Below are 18,037 nucleotides of genomic sequence, written 5' to 3' on the forward strand. Positions count from 1 at the left end.
GGTCAGCAAGGGAACACAATAAAGTAGCAAGGGGTGTGCCATAAAAATCGATTTTTTTATAAATAAAAGATTTTAAAGGGTTTTGTAGGTTGTGGCTTGCGAGTGTAAGTACAAGAAAAATAACTGCTTGCACCGATATGGCGCCTAATGAGTGCGAAGAGCACTCTCTGCGTGCACGTTGGCATCGCAGGCTTTGCTTTTTTTGACCCTTTCGGTTTTGGGAGCTTTAGGTAGAGCTTCGTGTGTAGGTGATTGAAAGAGGGGCAGTTAGCTTAGTGTTGGCAGAGTGCTTGACAGCTCAATAAGGTCTGAGTAACATACGCGCCACCTCGACGAGGCAATGAAACGTCCCATTCGTCTAGTGGTCTAGGACACCGCCCTTTCACGGCGGTAACAGGGGTTCGAACCCCCTATGGGACGCCACTTATTTTTGAGGCTAAGCCTTTAAAGATAAGTGGTCGTCAGGTTTATCGGAATGCGGGAATAGCTCAGTGGTAGAGCATCGCCTTGCCAAGGCGAGGGTCGGGAGTTCGAATCTCCTTTCCCGCTCCACACGTCCCATTCGTCTAGTGGTCTAGGACACCGCCCTTTCACGGCGGTAACAGGGGTTCGAACCCCCTATGGGACGCCACTTCCGATAGCCAGAACGTTGTATAGCAAGAGGTATATAAGCGGGAATAGCTCAGTGGTAGAGCATCGCCTTGCCAAGGCGAGGGTCGGGAGTTCGAATCTCCTTTCCCGCTCCAGTTTTGATGGTGTGGTTAAGAGTGTCGCCTTGCCAAGGCGAGGGTCGGGAGCTGGTGCGCCAGTCCGATCAAATCTCCTTTCCCGCTCCAAGCGCTACTATATTCACTCTTTATTATTTCTATGATGCATCAGCTCCTTGCTGGGCGTCTTTTGTTGCGTGTCTAGCGCTCGGCGCGACTGCTTGCCTTGAAAAAAGTCGTTTGCGCCCTAATGTTTTACCTTCTCTTCTTATTTTGCTGACAGGACATGTTCATGGCCGAACCGGCATTGTCGATCCGTGGCCTCACTAAGGTGTATGGCAACGGCTTTCAGGCGCTTAAAGGTATTGATCTAGACGTCCAGCAGGGCGATTTTTTTGCCCTGTTGGGCCCCAATGGCGCCGGTAAATCCACCACCTTGGGGGTGGTTTGCTCGCTGGTGCAAAAGACGGCGGGCAAGGTCTCCATATTCGGCATTGATGTGGATAAAGACTTCGCTAAAGCCAAGTACCAACTGGGCGTGGTACCCCAAGAGTTCAACTTCAATCAATTTGAGAAAGTGCTCGATATCGTACTGGCCCAGGCGGGCTACTACGGTATGACCAGCCGTGAGGCCTTGCCCCGCGCTAAACAGCTACTGACCGATCTGGGCCTATGGGAAAAGCGCAACGGCAGCGCGCGCATGCTGTCAGGTGGCATGAAGCGCCGCCTAATGATCGCTCGAGCGCTGATGCATCGTCCCAAGCTGCTGATTCTGGATGAGCCAACCGCCGGGGTGGATATCGAACTGCGGCGCAGTATGTGGGAGTACATGCGGCGGATTAACCAAGACGAAGGCACCACGATCATCCTGACTACTCACTATCTGGAAGAGGCTGAGAGCCTGTGCCGCAATGTGGCGATTATCAACAATGGCGACATTGTGCGTAATACCAGCGTGCGTGAGCTACTAGCTGAGCTTGATACCGAGACTTTCCTGATCGACTTGGCTGAGCCTGTCGTAGAAGTTCCGCGAATAGAGGGCTTTGAGCTTCATCAGATAGAACCTACTCAGCTTTCACTGTTAGTCCATCGCGGCCAGCGCTTGAACGATGTCTTCAATGCCTTGAGTGAGAACGGCATCCAGGTGGTATCCATGCGCAATCGGGCCAATCGCTTAGAGGAGATGTTTGTGTCGATGGTGGAAGGAAACGGCCTTGGGGCGATTGATCAGCGTGTGGATGACGCCGGTGTTAAAGATAGGGAGGCGCGCGTATGAATGCTACGCAAACATTGATCGCCCTGTGGACGCTGGTGCTAAAAGAGATCAAACGTTTCACCCGCATTTGGCCACAAACGCTGCTCCCTCCCTCAATCACCATGGCGATGTACTTTATTATCTTCGGTAACCTGATCGGTTCGCGGATTGGTGACATGGACGGCTTCAGCTACATGGACTTTATTGTCCCAGGGCTGATCATGATGTCGGTGATTACCAACAGCTACTCCAACGTGGCGTCGAGTTTTTTCTCCAATAAGTTTCAGCGCTCGATTGAAGAGATGATGGTTTCGCCCATGCCCAACTGGGTGATACTGGCCGGCTTTATTTTAGGCGGAATGGCGCGAGGCTTGGGCGTGGGGTTAATCGTTACAATCGTTTCGCTGTTCTTTACCCGTTTAACCATGGAGCATCCGCTGCTCACGGTATTGGTTGTCGTGCTCACTTCTGCGTTGTTCTCTATTGGCGGCTTTATTAATGCATTACTGGCCAATAAGTTCGACGATATCTCTATCGTGCCGACCTTTATCCTGACGCCGCTGACCTATTTGGGCGGCGTGTTTTACTCGATCTCAATGCTGCCTGATTTCTGGCAGGGCGTTTCCATGCTTAATCCGATTTTGTACATGGTTAACGTTTTCCGTTACGGCTTCCTGGGCGTCTCGGATATTCCAGTTGGTTGGGCCCTCGCTGCCATTTTTGCCTTTATTATCGTGCTGTTTGGTATAGCGTTGGTGATGCTGGAGCGCGGTAAGGGAATCCGCAGCTAAACTCATGACCGCCAGATTGAGAATCATTAGGGAGTTTTGACGCCATGGTGCATCGACCGGATACTTTAGAACACGCGCCGTTAGGGCGCGATTCCGCCTACCCTGAGCAGTATGACGCAGGGCTGTTATATCCGATTCCCCGAGCGGCCAACCGCGCGCCTCTGGGGATAGAAGAGGGTGACTTACCGTTTGTAGGCGAAGATGAGTGGCACGCCTTCGAAGTCTCCTGGCTGAACAGCCGTGGCAAGCCCATTGTGGCGGTAGCACGCTTTCGTTTGCCAGCCGCCTCACCCCATCTGATTGAGTCTAAATCCTGGAAACTCTACCTCAACAGCTTCAATCAAACCCGTTTCTATAGTCGTGAGGATGTGATGAAAACCCTCGCTCACGACTTGGCCGCTGCAGCGGGTGCCGAGGTGAGCGTTGAGTTGTTCGATGTGGATGCTCCAGAGCTTTCAGCACGCTCCCTGCCGGGGGAGTGCCTGGATAATTTAGATATCGCCGTAAGCGATTACACGCCTAGCAGCGCCCATCTAACGGTAGGGGAGGAGATCGTCGAAGAGACACTCTACTCGCACTTGCTGAAATCTAACTGCCCCGTTACCGGCCAGCCAGATTGGGGCAGCGTGATGGTGCGTTATAAAGGGCCTAAAATCGATCGCGAAGGACTGCTTCGTTACCTCATTGGGTTTCGTCAGCACCAGGATTTTCACGAGCACTGCGTTGAACATATCTTTACCGACCTAATGGCCCAGGCAAAGCCCACACAACTGCTAGTGCTGGCGCGCTATGTTCGCCGTGGTGGCTTGGATATCAGCCCCTGGCGGGCAACGCCCGGGCTAACCCCGCCCACGCCGCTGCGTCTGGCAAGGCAGTAAACGGCAGTGTTATAAAGGGTGGTGCTACAGTAGCCCTTTACGATTGGATTTGGAGTCATTAATGGACGCACTTACGCTGCTTCACGAACGTAGCTCAATGGGCAAGTTGACGGAACCAGCGCCCAGCGCCGAACAGCTCAGCGCTATCTACCAGGCCGCACTACGTGCGCCCGACCATAAAGAGCTGCGCCCCTGGCGCTTTATCGAGTTCAGCGGGGAGGGGCGTGAGCGGCTAGGCGAGCTATTTGCTGAGGCGGAGTTTCAGGAAGATCCCAGTGCCGACGACGAAACGCTCAACTCTGCACGCAAAAAACCGCTACGGGCGCCGATGATTATCGCCGTGATCGCCAAGGTCACGCCTGAGCTCGAAAAAGTACCTAAAATGGAGCAGGTGATTTCTGCCGGGTGCGCCGCTCACGGTATTCTACTGGCTGCCCATGCGTTGGGGCTAGGCGCGATGTGGCGCAGCGGGAAGTATGCTTTCGACCCCGTGGTTCGCAAAGGGCTGAGCCTGGATGAGGACGACGAAGTCGTCGCATTTATCTACCTGGGCACTTTGGGTGGTCGCCATAAACCGGTACCCCAGCATAACGTTGCTGACTTTGTGGAGCGTTGGGACTAGCAATGAGTCTCCCCCGTCAGCCAGGCATCCCTCATCCACGATTACCGCTGCCAGAAGGTTCGTTGGAAGACATGGCCGCTTTTCAGCAGTGGCTGAGTGACGCCATACCCATGGTGAGCGCGTTAGGTATTAGCGAAATGACGCGCCAGAGAGATTCACTAGTCTGGCAGTTAGCGCTGGAGCCCAACCTTAACGATAAAGGCACGGGCTTTGGTGGTGCATTAACGGCACAAACCACGCTGCAAGGCTGGTGCTGGGTAACGTTATGGTTGCGTGATCGAGGCATCAATCGGGATGTCGTCGTTGCCGAGGCCAGCCAGCGCTTTCTTGCACCGGTAACAAGTGACTACCGCCTGGTATGTACGCCAGCTGTGCCAGAAGGCCCCCCTCAGCTTGCCAACAAGCTCGCTGAGCGAGGAAGAGGGCGCATAGCGCTAACCCAGCAGCTCTATTGTGGTGAGACGCTCTGCCTGGAAGCCCGCGGCAGCTACGCTGTATTGTCTGAACGTTAATGGCGCGACAACATGGGTTGCATCAAAACGTTAACCGCCGTGTGCCACTACCTAAAGGTTCGTCAGCCGGAAAAGGCTTGCTATTTCGAGGCTTAGCCAATAGTATATGCGCCGTTCTGTCGCGAAAGGTTCAGCCTTTCAACAGCGCCAAAACGCGGAGGGGTGTCCGAGTGGTCGAAGGAGCACGCCTGGAAAGTGTGTAAGCCGCAAGGCTTCGAGGGTTCGAATCCCTCCCCCTCCGCCACAAAATTTTGAAGGCCGTCAAGCTCTTAGCTCGACGGCTTTTTTCGTTTTGGCTGTCTAGAATTGTCTTTGGGGAAAAAATAAAGAAAGTTGCTTAAAAAGGCAGCACCCCACCGAAGCCAATGCCTAGAACGGCAACGATAACAACAACGATAACGACGATAGTGGTAGTAGACATATTCTCTTCCTTTGAGTAGTGAGCGTTGCTATAGCGTAGTCGCGAAAGCGCTATTTCGCACGTTGGCGAAAACGACTGCACCGCGATTTCCTCAAGATGGAATGAAGTGACCAGCATGTGCCAGCGGCAGTAGGGCCGGTAGGTGGCTGTTGGGCTTGTCGTCGGCTTACCTGACTTGCTGTTGTTCTTTTAGGCAGTTAAGCAGCAACTGACGGATTTCTTCATGTTTCTCCGCATCGCCGCGCCATATGCAGTGCGACTGGTGTCGTGTCGTTGAATCGGTCAGGGGGAGAAAACTCACATTGGAAAACCCGGCTTTGGCAAGTGATTGAGGAACCAGGGCAACTCCCATCGCATTGGCTACCAGAGCAAGAATGGTCAACCAGTGGGAGACTTCGTGGCAGATATGGGGTTTAACATCGGCGTGGTGAAACAGGCCGATGATCCTGTCGTAATAGTGAGGGGCAAGGTCGCGACCAAAAAGGATGATGGGCTCATTGGCCAGTTCCTTGACCGCCAACTCGCGTCGGCCTGCCAGGTGGTGATGCGCTGGCAAGCAGCACAGGAAGGGTTCGTCCGACAGGATGACCGACTCGATTCCCTCGGGTAACGGCATCGAGTGGATGAAGCCGATATCGAGCTGCTCTTGCATCACTGCTTCTACTTGATCTGCCGAGTTGCGTTCGATCAATTGTATTTCGATGCCGGGATAGCGGGATTGCAGGCGTTTGAGTAGTTCCGGCAGGCCGCGAAAGAGCATGGCGGGCGTAAACCCGACACGCACCAGGCCGGTGGCGCTTGAGGCAATACGCTGCACCAGCGTTTGCGAGTCTTCTAGCTGCTCGAGAATCCGGCGTGCCTGGCGCTGAAAGGCTTCTCCGGCGGGCGTGAGGGTAACGCGTTTGCTATTGCGCAGCAGCAGCGTGACCTTTAGCTCCTCTTCCAGTTGACGCAGGCTGGCACTTAGCGGTGGCTGAGAAATGTGCAGGCGCTGCGCTGCTCTGCCGAAATGCAGTTCTTCCGAGAGCACCAGAAAGTAACGCAACTGTCGAAATGTCAGCGCCATTGGTTTCGTTCCTTATCATTTCTTGTTCTTCAATCATACATAAAACTGAATCAATGGATCCTAAAACAGTATTGGAGACGGCCTCCATACCCGCCTAATGTGACGATAAAACATATAATAAGTCCAAGAGGTACGCCGTCGTGAATGAAATGATACACCGCAATATCCCCGATTCCTGGGGGCAGAACAGTTACCATAACGATCCCACCCTTTCCCAACTTCTGGATCTCTATTTGCCGACGGCGCTACGTCAGCACCTGGAGCGCCACTTCAACGAGATGGGAGCCCTTGCTGGCGGTGAACTGGAAACGCTGGCCATCGAGGCTGACAAGCATCCTCCTGAACTTGCCCTGCGCAGCAGAAATGGTGCCGAGCGCCAGCAGATCCTCAAACATCCAGCCTATCAACGCCTGGAAGCGGTTGCCTATGGACAGTTCGGACTGGCGGCCCTGTCGCATCGCGGTGGCGTGCTTGGCTGGCCGGAACCTATGCCACCGGTAGTGAAGTATGCGCTGACGTACCTGTTCGTGCAGGCTGAGTTTGGCCTTTGCTGTCCGCTTAGCATGACCGATGCACTGACTCGCACGTTGCGCAAGTTCGGCGACGACGCCTTGGTGAACCGCTACCTGGAAGCGTTGACCTCACAGGATATGGATCTGGCCTATCAGGGAGCCATGTTCATGACCGAGCAGGATGCAGGCTCTGATGTAGGGGCGATTACCACGGAAGCGAGGCAGGAAGAGGGCAAGTGGCGCCTTTATGGCGACAAATGGTTCTGCTCTAACCCCGATGCCGAATTGGCGATGGTGTTGGCGCGCCCCGATCAAGGGGAGCGGGGAACTCGCGGCCTCACGTTGTTCCTGCTGCCCCGGTATCTAGAAAATGGTGATCTTAACCATTACCGCATCGTACGACTGAAGGACAAGCTGGGTACTCGCTCCATGGCGAGCGGTGAGATCCTGTTCGAAGGCGCCGAAGCCTATGTAGTGGGGGAACCGGGGCAGGGCTTCAAGCAGATGACGGACATGATCAACATGTCCCGTCTCTCGAACGGGGTGCGGTCGGCGGGGTTGATGCGGCGCTCGCTCAACGAGGCGCTTTTCATTGCTCGCCACCGTCAGGCGTTCGGTAGCCAGCTCATCGAGTTGCCGCTTATGCAGCGTCAGCTCAGCAAGATGGTGCTCACTGCCGAGCAGGGGCGCACGATGGTTTTCCACACGGCCGAGTGCCTGCGGCGGGCCGATGCGGGGGATGCCCAGTCAGCCAAGCTATTGCGCATCCTGACACCCATGATCAAGTTCCGTACCACGCGGGATGCACGCAAGGTGGCTGGGGATGGCATGGAAGTACGTGGTGGATGTGGCTACATCGAGGAGTGGTCGGATGCCCGCGTGCTGCGTGATGCCCACCTTGGCTCAATATGGGAAGGCACCAGCAATATCGTTGCCCTGGATGTTTTCCGTGCGATACGGCGTGAACAGACCTTGCCGGTACTGGCTGACTACTTGCATCAACAGTTGCAAGCGTCCGTCATCGAGGAGCACGAGCGCCACCTGTTGCAGGTGCTCCTCGACAAGGCAGTAGAGGGCGCGAATGCACTGGCAGAGGATCCTGCCTGCGAGCACGACGCGCGACGGATTGCCAGCGGTCTCTACCACATTACCTCCGCCATTCTTATGGCCTGGGAGGCGTCCCGGATCACGGGAGACAGGCGGCGACTGGCACTGGCCTGGCTGGTGGTACGCCACAAGTTACTACCCCCCGATCCGCTATCGGTCAGTCGAGCGTCGCCGGAAGCGCTGGCGACGCTGCTCAACGAAACGCCGATGACTGACGAACAGGTCGCGGCGGTGGTGAATACCCAAGCACTGGCGCGTTCCCTCGGGCTGGAGGTGGGGCATGGATAAGCCCAATGGTGCACTGAGCGGAATCAGGGTGATTGATCTTAGCCGTGTGCTGGGAGGCCCGTACTGCACCCAGGTGCTGGGTGACTACGGTGCGGATGTGATCAAGATCGAGCCTCCCGGGGGGGATGAAACCCGCGGCTGGGGGCCTCCTTTCGAAGGCGATGCAGCTTCCTATTTCCACGGTTTGAACCGCAGCAAGCGCGGGATGGCGCTGGATCTTCGTCACCCTGACGGCAAGGCACTGTTACTGCAGTTGCTGGAGGGCGCCGATGTGCTGGTGGAAAACTTCAAGCCGGGAACCCTGGAAAAGTGGGGGCTGAGCTATGACATTCTCAGCGCGCGCTTTCCCCGTCTGATCCAGTGCCGAATCAGTGGATTTGGTGCTGATGGTCCGATGGGCGGTTTGCCTGGCTATGACGCCGTCATCCAGGCAATGGCGGGGCTGATGAGTGTCAACGGTGAGAAACAGGGGGAGCCGCTGCGCGTGGGGCTGCCCATTGTCGATATCGTGACCGGCCTCAATGCCGTCATCGGTATCACCTTGGCTCTCCATGAGCGTACGCGCAGCGGGCGTGGGCAGTTTGTCGAGACAGCACTGTTCGACTCCGGGCTCTCCTTGATGCACCCCCACTTTCCCAACGTATTCTACGGTGGGCCGCCGCCGCGCCGCACGGGAAATGAGCATCCCAATATTGCCCCTTATGAGGTCTACCGGACGGCGACACAGCCGATTTTTCTGGCGGTTGGCAATAATGTGCAGTTCGCGCGCTTGTGCGAGTTGCTCGAATGCCACGACGTTGGCCAGGATGAGCGCTTTGCGACCAATGGTGCCCGCCTGGGTAACCGCGATGCGCTGCGTGATGTGCTGGAGAGTGCCATGGCCAGATGGGAAGGGGATAAGCTTGCCGATCGGCTGATGCGTATCGGCGTTCCCTGCGGGCCGGTACTCGATACCACGCAAGCGCTGGCGCACCCGCATACCCAGCACCGCGATATGATCGTCAATATCGGCCATTACAAGGGCACTGGCTCACCGATCAAGCTAGCCCGTACGCCCTCGCGCTATGAAACGCCACCGCCACGCTTTGCCGAACATACCGACGCAATCCTTCATGAAGCAGGATTGACCGTGCAGCAAATAGAGCACCTGAGAGCGAAAGGCGTGCTGCCGGATGTGCCGGTGGCCTAGCCCCCAGTGCACCATTGTGTGCCTGACTGCCCAGTCGAATGGGCTGATAACAATCACCAATGATGTTGATGCCAATAACAACACAACATGAGAGCAAAACCATGAAACGCACGCACCTGGCCACTGGCCTTATCTCCACCGTTTTTGCCGTTCTAGCCAATACGGCTTCGGCCGCAGAGCTTCCCAGCACCATGACATGGACCGCCTATGATGTAGGCTCGCAAGGGCACTCGGAGGCCTCCGCCATCGCCGATGCCTTTGGCAAGGCCTACAACACCCGCATCCGTATCCAGCCTGCGGGATCGGCCATTGGGCGACTGCAGCCCCTGGTGAGCGGCCGAGCTGACTATGCCTACCTGGCCACGGAGTCCTTCTTTGCAACGGAGGGAATTTACGACTTCAGCGAGCGTCGCTGGGGGCCCCAAGATCTCAGAGCCGTTGCTGGAAGACCCTCTACCTTCGGTGTGCCATCGGCTGCCGACGCCAATATCCACACGCTCGAAGATTTGCGGGGGCAGCGGGTTGCCTACGTGGCAGGCAACCCTTCGGTCAATGTGAAATGTGATGCGATCCTGGCCTTTGCAGGGCTGAGTCGAGACGATGTGGAGGCGGTGTTGTTCCCGACTCACGGCGCCGCCATGAGCTCGCTGGTCGAGGATCGGGCCGATGCCACCTGCACGACCACCACCGCCAGCCAGCTTTATGAGCTGGAAGAGTCGTCGCGTGGTATTCGCTGGGTGGATATTCCTGCAGATGACGATGAGGGCTGGGTGCGCATGAACCAGGTGGCCCCCGTCTTCCAGTCATTTCGTGAAACCATTGGCGCCGGGCTAAGCGAAGAATCTCCCGCCAACATGCTTGCCTACCGTTACCCGATCATCGTGGCCATGGCTAATCGTGACGAAGAAGAGGTCTACCAGTTCATCAAGAGCCTGGATGAGAGTTATGACCTTTATCGTGACGCGACCGCTGCCATTCACCGCTGGGCAATCGAGGACTCCGGCGTGCCGCCTATCGATATACCTTTCCACCCTGGGGCTATCCGCTACATGGAAGAGAAAGGGCTATGGAGCGAGGAGATGCAAACATGGAACGATAACCGCCTTGCCCGCCTGGAAGCACTGAAGCAAGCTTGGGATAGCCTGCTGGACGAGGAGCCCGACCTCGAAGGGGATGCGCTTGCCGAACGTTGGGAAGCTCGTCGGCAAGAAGTGATTGGCGCGCTTTGACCACGGGGTGGATATGTCACTGGGAGCGACATCATGAGCAATTCAAGTCAAGAGCGATTGGAAGGTTCGGCAAGGTGGATAGTGATGGGGCTGGGGGCCGTCGGCCTGTTGATGACGATCAACCAAACCTTTGCCCTAAAGCTGTTGGGGTTCTATCCGATCGGTAATGCCTTCATCTACTACCTGATAGGGCTGTTCCTATCGGTGGCACTGCTGATCTTTCCGGCTCGCAAGGCTGATACCGAACGCCTCCCCTGGTATGACTGGGTGCTGGCGGGGGCTGCTCTTGGTGGCTCTATCTACCTTGGCCTTAATGGCCTGCGCATGACCCAGCAAGGATGGGAGTATTTCGCCCCGCTCGAAGCCACACTGGTGGCAACAATGATGCTGCTACTGGTGCTGGAGGGCGTTCGCCGCTGTGGTGGCTGGGCAATTTTTGCCGTGGCACTACTATTTGGGCTCTATCCGCTCTATGCAGGCCACATGCCTGGTTTCCTGTGGAGTAATGGTTTTGGATGGGGGGAAACCATCCGAGCCCATGTCATGGGGGCGGAAAGCATTGTGGGCGTGCCGATGCAGGTCGTCGCTAACCTGATTATCGGCTTCGTCGTGTTCGGGATAGCGCTGACCATCACCGGTGGCGGTGAGTTCTTCATGAATTTCGCCACTGCATTGATGGGCCGAAGCCGCGGCGGCCGCCAAGGTGGCCGTCGTTTCCAGTGCCTTCATGGGCAGCTTATCCGGTAGTGCGGTATCCAATATCCTGACCACAGGGACGATTACCATTCCTGCCATGAAACGCAGTGGCTATTCACGCGAGTATGCCGCAGCCGTAGAGGCGTGCGCCTCCACGGGCGGAACCTTGATGCCGCCCGTTATGGGGGCCGTTGCCTTCATCATGGCTTCCTTCCTCGGCGTCAGTTACGGTGAGGTCATGATGGCGGCGTTGCTGCCCGCACTGCTCTTCTACCTGGCCCTGCTGCTTCAGGTGGATAACTATGCTGCCCGCAAAGGCCTCACGGGCATGCCCGCCAAGGATATTCCCAGGGTGCGTGACACGCTGCTCTCTGGATGGCCGTACCTGCTCAGCCTGGGCGTGCTGATCTACATGCTGCTTGTCATGCGTCTGGAAAGTCAGGCGCCTTACTATGCCACCTTGATATTGCTGGCGATTGCACTGGTACGCCGTCAGCAGCGGCTGCGTATCAGTCAACTGTTGGATTTTTTCTATCAGCTAGCACACGGGGTGGGGAGTCTGGTCGCCGTCTTGGCCGGTATCGGTTTGGTGGTCGGTGGGCTTTCCTATACGGGGGTTGCAGGGGCTTTCTCTCGCGAACTGCTGTTGTATGCAGGTGACAGCATTCCCCTGATGCTGGCGGCAGGCGCGATTACCAGCTTTATCCTCGGGATGGGAATGACGGTCAGCGCATGCTACATCTTCCTGTCGATCCTGCTTGCGCCAGCGCTGGTGGGGGCTGGTCTCAATCCTCTCGCCAGCCACCTGTTCATTCTTTACTGGGGAATGCTCTCCTATATCACGCCACCCGTGGCGCTGGCCGCCATTACTGCGGCCGGTGTGGCGGGCGCCAACAGTACCCTAACGAGCCTGCATGCCGTGCGGTTGGGAGCCGTGCTGTTCGTGCTGCCGTTCCTGTTTGTGCTCAACCCATCGCTGATTTTGCAGGGCCCCCTGTTGAGCGTGATAGCCTCCGCTTTTACAGCCATGACTGCGATTTGGCTGGTGGCAGCGGCGATGGAAGGATATCTTTATCGAATAGGTTCGGTGGGAGTGCGCATGCGTTGTGCGCTACTGGTGCCTGCCGCACTGATGATCTACCCTGAATGGATCAGTGATCTGCTGGGCTTTCTAGCGCTTGCATTGTGCTACCTGATGGCGATGCTGCACACTACGAAACACGCAAGCATTACGAAGTGCTCCACCTAGGTGAAGCTGCTTAACACCCACGGCGTTTGTCAGCAGAGCCTGCCGAACGCCGTCATGCTTACTCTACCTCCCGCAACGCTTTCCCCAGCCTGCCAAAGTAGTCGCTGAACGCGGCATTGATCTGTTCTCGCTGTGCGCCCCGTGGATAAAGGCCTCTTTCCGCTTCAGGAGAGGCCTTGGTGCCTTTGACCAGGAAGTGATTGGTGATGGCCGCATCCTGAACAAAGGCTTCAAAGGCGCGGGCGCAGAGCTCTTCGGGTTTGCTGTAGTAGAGCTGACCGAGTTTTTTGTCCATTTGTGCGGAGCGCTTAAACAGCTCGCTAGGCTGATCGCCTGCTGGCTGCAGCAGAATAGCCTTGAAGCACTTCATCAATAATTGATTAAGCGGGTGGGGGATGGGCACTGCATCGGCGAGCCAGGCGGTAGAGGCGAACATGCTGACTGGTGTGCCGCGAAAACACTTGCTGACGATGTAGTGATCAAAAGCATGAAACCACTCATGGGCGATGCTGCCGGGGCCTGCATTTTTGGCCAGTGAAAAGCTGCGTTGGCTAGGGTCGTAGTGGGCAGAAACGCCAGGTCGACCACCGCTGCCATACTGCAGTGCGATTGAGCCGCGTAGTGAAATCAATGCCTCTGGCCCCTGTAGAATCAGCATGAGATCGCACAGTGCATCATGAAACAGCTCAGCAGCCCGGTCGCGCTCAGCGTTGGTGACCCAGCGGCCAATCTCAATGGAGCGAAAATCAAACTGACGCCGGATCAGAGTAAAACTGCTGGCTTGCCCCTGACGATGGTCAGGGCCACTGCGATAAAAATCCCGCGCTTCGATGCTCACTTGCCGTGTCTCCTTGCATTCCGCCATCCAGACCCCCACTAACTAACCGTAACGCATTTTAATTGCCTTATTTTCCACCGTCAGGAGAGAGATATGAGCAAGCGTATTTTAGTGGTGCTGACGTCTCACGATCAGTTGGGCGATACCGGCAATAAAACTGGCTTTTGGCTCGAAGAGCTGGCAGCCCCCTATTATGTCTTTAAAGACGCGGGTGCTGAAGTAACGCTGGCATCGCCCAAGGGTGGGCAGCCGCCGCTGGATCCCAAAAGTGACGCAGACGATAGCCAAACCGATGAAACGCGGCGCTTTAAGCAAGATGAAAAAGCTAACGCGGAGCTTGCCGCTACCCATCGTCTGAGCGACATGAAGGCCGAGGATTTCGATGCGGTATTCTACCCCGGTGGCATGGCCCGCTATGGGATCTCGTTGACGATGCGGACTCGATTCGCTTGATTGAAACCTTTATCGCCCAAGGCAAACCGGTTGCCGCGGTTTGTCACGCGCCGATTGTCCTGATTAATGCCAAAGACAGCGCAGGCGAGCCGCTGGTAAAAGGCCGCCAGGTAACAGGCTTTACCAACGGCGAAGAGGAGGCGGTGGGCTTGACTAATATCGTGCCGCATCTCGTTGAAGATGCCTTGCAAAAGTGCGGCGGGATTTATAGTAAAGCGGATGATTTCACTCCTTATGTACGTGAAGATGGCCAACTGATCACTGGACAAAACCCCCCTTCCTCAGCGCTGACAGCTGAGACGCTGATGGCGTGGCTCTCGAAATAACGCTCCGCTATGACTAACGCGTTTGATGGCAACGGTGAGGTGTTCCTCAGTGCAAAGCAAAAGCGCCCCCATGAGGGAGCGCTTTTGAGTTGCCTGCACCTTCCTTGGTGTGCTTTCACTCTTCCTGAGTGAACATTCCATTGTCTCGCGGTGTCCTTGCCGCGAACAATACAAATACTATATCGTAAAAGGAATTTGTACAACAGTTGGTTTGTAAATTATTGTACAAAAGTGATGCGGAAGATTTCTCCAGTAATGCGTATGTTCTAACAACTCAGTCAGTTAGACGCCTAAGTCGGTCATGGTAGCCGCTTGCCACACCGGCTACTGTTTAGCACTACCGTGACCAAGCCTCAGGGGCTATGTTGATGTTAAGTGCGGCAGCGGTTCATGCTAAATGTGAGTGTATGAGGTTTCAGAACAGTAGCTAGTAAACGTTCGTGACTGTATGTTTGTTTTATTTAAGTTTGCCAAGTGTCTGATCTAAGGTATAAGAAGCTTTAAAAAACAATTTATTTCCTATTATATATCATAGGTTAGATAAACACTTGGTTATAAGGCGCACTGTGTGAACGCAGCGAAAGGAACTCGCGATAGGGAAAAACAAGCAAGGATTGCTTGTATAGCACAAGGATGAACAAACAGGATGTTTGTTGCGTAAGATCAAGGATGAGCTGATGAAAACCCGGCCAGGGATTGGCCGGGTTTTTTTTGACATCAATGACAGTTTAATTAAGCTCTTATAAAGCTTTTATTAATTTTTATGCTTGTGGCTCATGCTGACGATGATGGAAAGTCTGGTTTACAAAAACTACTCCTTTCTATAATAGAACCGTCAGCAAGGAAATACTTCCTTCAACAAGCATAGTGATAATAAAGTGAGCTTAATTCACTCATGGGTGTTTCAACCGCTGTTTGGCAGTTTAGGCAGCGTATGGTGGCGCTGTTCTTGCCGGTGCCTTCCAAGCGGAAGCGGTTAAAAAACGGATTCTTGGGTGACTCTGAGTTACCGCAATGACGACAGATGACATCCAGTCCGTTGACTTTATTGATAATTATAATGTCGCGCACGCTGACCTCCTACCAGTAGGTTGTTGATGGTTCAGGCGTGGTAACGTCCGTGTAGAGCAGTATCGTTACCGATACTTATAAAAGTATAGCGCTGCTGGGCATAAGCGCCATATGAAAATATAAAATAATGTGCTTTAAATTAGTGCAATTAACCTAAGTGAAAAAAGATATTTTTTCCGTTTTGATAACATAGGTTAGATAAATAACTTGCTTTAAGGTTCACTGTGGGTGAACACCATAAGGAAGTGGAAACAGGGAAGATCGAGCTAGGAAAGCTTACGCTCATGGAAGCACAAACAGGATGTTTGTGAAGACAGATCAAGGAAGGTTTGATAAAGCCCCCGGCCAGGGAAAGGTCGGGGCTTCTTTTTTTATACGCTTGTTTTACTTTTTGCCTTTCTTCTTGTTTTTCTTGCTGTGATTGCTTTGGTGACTTGCTTGGCTCTCGCTACTTTCGTCGTTGTTAACATCATCCTCGCTGTCAGGCTTGTCGCTGCCTTGGTGAGTAAGCGGGCTCGCTTGGTCTAAGCGTGGGTGGTTATCAAGGAACTCACGCTGCAGGTCGGGCAGGCGGTCAAGGGCTTGCAAGGTGTGGGTGAGGGCGTGAATAGCCGCCAGTACATCCTGGGTATGACCTGTTTCTGAGATAGTGTGCATATTGCGGATGGGAAACCCAATCGAGGTGGCGGCACTGTCGATAGAGGCCAGTACGCCCGCCATACCATCGGTACCCGTATCTACACCCACAATATCGCGCTGCAGCGGAATGCCTTGTTCTTTAGCGGCAGTGGCGATAATCCGGTTGAGCTGTTCGCTGGCAATCGAGCCCACCGCCATGGTGAAGCCTTTGCCCATCTCTAACGGCTGCATGCGCTTGTCGCCGATGCCTGGGGCGGCTACATAGTCGTGATTTACATCGACGCCAATCAATGCATCCGGCTTCATTTCACCGGCCATCACGCGGCTGCCGAAACGGCCAATTTCTTCGTAGCTGGCAATTGCAAACAGTACGCGCACGTTTTTGGTGCCGCCTGCTTCCGCGATCAAACGCGCCACTTCAGCGGCCACAAAACAGCCCAGGCCGTTATCCAGGTAGGCACCGTAGAAAGTATTGGGGCTAAAGCCGGGGCGAATAGGGCGGTCAAAAATAATCGAGTCGCCGGGGCGCACACCTAGGTTCAGCACTTGCTGCTTTTTGTTTTCGCCATGGATCTGTAGATCCAGGTAGATCTGCTCTTTTTTCAGGCCTTTGCTACCATCGCGCTGGGCAGGGTCAGAGAAGTGTATTGCGCCCAGGGCTTCTACCGTGCCGCCTTCAATGCAGCGGTAGCTACCTGGAGTGTCGGGGTCTTCGCTAAACAGCTTCACCTCATGGCCGATAAGCACGGTGGGCAGGAAGGAGTCCGTGTTGATCCAGATCTTGCCGTCCTCACCAATCGAGCGCACCTGCATACGGATTTTGTCCGCATGGCCGATGATCATGACCTTGAACATATCGTCGCGGTCAGGGTGGGTGTCCAACACAACGCCTGCGTTGCCCTTAAACTGGTGAAGGTGCCAGCCTTTAGGGGCGAAAGATTCGAAATGTGGCTTCAGCACGCCATATGTCATCGCGGCTTCCAAACCTACTGGGCTGGGGGCCGCAAGGATTTCGCGCATTAGTTTGAACTGCGCGTCGGGCATCGGCTGTGTCCAGGGTTTTGCACTATCGCTCATCGTTGTCGCTCACTCATTTGAGGTGGATGTTAATCACCTCTAGTCTGCCAGATTCCTATCTCTTGTGTAGAGAAAACCCCTCAGGGGTGATCATGTATCAGTTGACGTAGAGCACTCGTTGCGGCGGAAGGAGGGTGGCGTCGACTTAATATAATACCCAGCTCACGGCGTATGGTTGGCTCGACCAGAGGGCGGTGTTCGATGCCATCGGTGGCGATCTGACGAAAACTGAGAGAGGGCAGCACGCTAATGCCTAACCCAGCAGCTACCATCCGGCCTACCGTGGCGATCTGGCGCGCATCGCATAAAATATCCAGCCGCTCTCCCACGCTCTGCATAATACGGTCAATATCCTGGCGTGAGCTGGAAAGGCGATTAATGCCAATAAATGGATACTCCGCCAGCTCTCTCCAGGCCACTGTCGATTGTGCCAGCAGCGGGTGCCCGCTGGAGCAAACGGCCACATAGCTATCTTCAAGAACGGGCTCAAACGTCAGGTCATCTGCATCGCTTGGCGGCACTGAAAGCCCCAGGTCAGCGCGGCCTTCGCTCACCATCTGATTGATCTGTTCGGCCAACACGTCGTGCAGGCTGAGGTTGATGCGCGGATAGGCCTCATGGAAACGCTTAATAACTCGAGGAAACAGACCCGCTGCGAGGGTGGGCAGGGCGGCGATAGTCACCTTGCCACGCTGTTTTGAAAACTGATCGTTAAGATCCTCAAAAGCTTCATTCCAATCATTCAATAGCCGCACGGCAACCGGCAGAAAGGCTTCGCCTTCCGGTGTGAGGGCAAGCTGGCGAGTAGTGCGGGCAAACAGCGCACCGCCCACACTCTCCTCAAGTTTGCGCAACGCGATGGAGATCGCTGGTTGGGAAAGGTGTATCCGCTCGCTGGCCTCTGCAAGGCTGCGGGAATGGGCGACGGCTACAAAAACACGCAACTGCTGGATGCTTGGATTCATTTAGAAAGTAAAACATAAATTAAAAACTATTCAATATACAAAATATAACTGGCAGACCATGCTTGCTGTATCGCATGCCAACAGCGTCGCGATCACCGTTTACAAAAAAACTGCTCTACAATAACAATAGCTCGCTTCGCGAGCTT

Annotated in this window: 13 protein-coding genes, 5 tRNA genes and 2 pseudogenes; 15 read left to right on the forward strand and 5 right to left on the reverse strand. The window is 54.9% G+C overall.

Annotation, left to right across the window (positions count from 1 at the left end; genetic code table 11):
• Nucleotides 1–347 precede the first annotated feature (347 nt).
• The 10 genes from OM794_RS06425 (at nucleotide 348) to OM794_RS06470 (ending at nucleotide 5,009) form a co-directional block, all read left to right on the forward strand.
• Nucleotides 348–423: transfer RNA gene (locus OM794_RS06425), tRNA-Glu, on the forward strand.
• 54 nt (nucleotides 424–477) lie between these two features.
• Nucleotides 478–552, forward strand: a tRNA-Gly gene (locus OM794_RS06430).
• A 3-nt stretch (nucleotides 553–555) separates the two neighbouring features.
• Nucleotides 556–631 (forward strand) — tRNA-Glu (locus OM794_RS06435).
• A 40-nt stretch (nucleotides 632–671) separates the two neighbouring features.
• Nucleotides 672–746 (forward strand) — tRNA-Gly (locus OM794_RS06440).
• 253 nt (nucleotides 747–999) lie between these two features.
• Complete coding sequence (locus OM794_RS06445) at nucleotides 1,000–1,983, forward strand: ABC transporter ATP-binding protein (RefSeq protein WP_226251147.1); 984 nt, start codon at nucleotides 1,000–1,002, stop codon at nucleotides 1,981–1,983.
• Nucleotides 1,980–2,753, forward strand: coding sequence for an ABC transporter permease (locus OM794_RS06450; RefSeq protein ID WP_088701145.1), 774 nt, complete (start codon nucleotides 1,980–1,982; stop codon nucleotides 2,751–2,753). The genes OM794_RS06445 and OM794_RS06450 overlap by 4 nt, the downstream gene beginning before the upstream one ends.
• 44 nt (nucleotides 2,754–2,797) lie before the next feature.
• Nucleotides 2,798–3,631 carry an NADPH-dependent 7-cyano-7-deazaguanine reductase QueF gene (gene queF, locus OM794_RS06455; protein WP_226251148.1) on the forward strand — a complete coding sequence of 278 codons (834 nt, stop codon included), beginning with the start codon at nucleotides 2,798–2,800 and terminating at the stop codon, nucleotides 3,629–3,631.
• Between the two features lie 61 nt (nucleotides 3,632–3,692).
• Complete coding sequence (locus OM794_RS06460) at nucleotides 3,693–4,253, forward strand: nitroreductase family protein (protein WP_226251149.1); 561 nt, start codon at nucleotides 3,693–3,695, stop codon at nucleotides 4,251–4,253.
• Between the two features lie 2 nt (nucleotides 4,254–4,255).
• Nucleotides 4,256–4,765 (forward strand): YiiD C-terminal domain-containing protein, encoded by a 510-nt coding sequence (locus OM794_RS06465; protein WP_226251150.1) that lies wholly within the window; start codon nucleotides 4,256–4,258, stop codon nucleotides 4,763–4,765.
• 156 nt (nucleotides 4,766–4,921) lie between these two features.
• Nucleotides 4,922–5,009 (forward strand) — tRNA-Ser (locus OM794_RS06470).
• 93 nt (nucleotides 5,010–5,102) lie between these two features.
• On the opposite strand, the gene OM794_RS06475 is transcribed toward OM794_RS06470, so the two are convergent.
• Both OM794_RS06475 and OM794_RS06480 read right to left on the reverse strand, forming a co-directional pair.
• Complete coding sequence (locus OM794_RS06475; RefSeq protein WP_226251151.1) at nucleotides 5,103–5,267, reverse strand: hypothetical protein; 165 nt, start codon at nucleotides 5,265–5,267, stop codon at nucleotides 5,103–5,105.
• Between the two features lie 85 nt (nucleotides 5,268–5,352).
• Entirely contained in the window at nucleotides 5,353–6,252 is a 900-nt protein-coding gene (locus OM794_RS06480; protein ID WP_226251152.1) for a LysR family transcriptional regulator, read from the reverse strand.
• Between the two features lie 149 nt (nucleotides 6,253–6,401).
• Here OM794_RS06480 and OM794_RS06485 point away from each other — a divergent pair, with 149 nt between their 5' ends.
• From OM794_RS06485 to OM794_RS06500, 4 genes and pseudogenes are all read left to right on the forward strand, one after another.
• Nucleotides 6,402–8,159, forward strand: a complete 1,758-nt coding sequence (locus OM794_RS06485) for an acyl-CoA dehydrogenase family protein (protein ID WP_226251191.1) — start codon at nucleotides 6,402–6,404, stop codon at nucleotides 8,157–8,159.
• On the forward strand, nucleotides 8,152–9,348 hold the full coding sequence (locus tag OM794_RS06490) for a CaiB/BaiF CoA transferase family protein (protein WP_226251153.1): 1,197 nt from the start codon (nucleotides 8,152–8,154) through the stop codon (nucleotides 9,346–9,348). The genes OM794_RS06485 and OM794_RS06490 overlap by 8 nt, the downstream gene beginning before the upstream one ends.
• Nucleotides 9,349–9,449: 101 nt before the next feature.
• A complete protein-coding gene (locus OM794_RS06495) occupies nucleotides 9,450–10,577 on the forward strand; it encodes a TAXI family TRAP transporter solute-binding subunit (RefSeq protein ID WP_226251154.1) in 1,128 nt (375 codons plus the stop codon).
• A 384-nt stretch (nucleotides 10,578–10,961) separates the two neighbouring features.
• Nucleotides 10,962–12,522, forward strand: a pseudogene (locus OM794_RS06500) (TRAP transporter permease).
• A 58-nt stretch (nucleotides 12,523–12,580) separates the two neighbouring features.
• On the opposite strand, the gene OM794_RS06505 reads toward OM794_RS06500, so the two are convergent.
• On the reverse strand, nucleotides 12,581–13,360 hold the full coding sequence (locus OM794_RS06505) for a CLCA_X family protein (protein ID WP_226251156.1): 780 nt from the start codon (nucleotides 13,358–13,360) through the stop codon (nucleotides 12,581–12,583).
• Nucleotides 13,361–13,453: 93 nt separating this feature from the next.
• On the opposite strand from OM794_RS06505, the pseudogene OM794_RS06510 reads away from it, so the two are divergent.
• Nucleotides 13,454–14,139: pseudogene (locus OM794_RS06510) on the forward strand (type 1 glutamine amidotransferase domain-containing protein).
• Between the two features lie 1,455 nt (nucleotides 14,140–15,594).
• Here OM794_RS06510 and OM794_RS06515 read toward each other — a convergent pair.
• Complete coding sequence (locus OM794_RS06515; protein WP_265154374.1) at nucleotides 15,595–16,926, reverse strand: M20/M25/M40 family metallo-hydrolase; 1,332 nt, start codon at nucleotides 16,924–16,926, stop codon at nucleotides 15,595–15,597.
• 80 nt (nucleotides 16,927–17,006) lie between these two features.
• Complete coding sequence (locus tag OM794_RS06520) at nucleotides 17,007–17,891, reverse strand: LysR family transcriptional regulator (RefSeq protein ID WP_226251158.1); 885 nt, start codon at nucleotides 17,889–17,891, stop codon at nucleotides 17,007–17,009.
• Nucleotides 17,892–18,037 lie beyond the last annotated feature (146 nt).

Origin of the sequence: Halomonas sp. BDJS001 (assembly GCF_026104355.1) — a bacterium.
Taxonomy (GTDB): domain Bacteria; phylum Pseudomonadota; class Gammaproteobacteria; order Pseudomonadales; family Halomonadaceae; genus Vreelandella.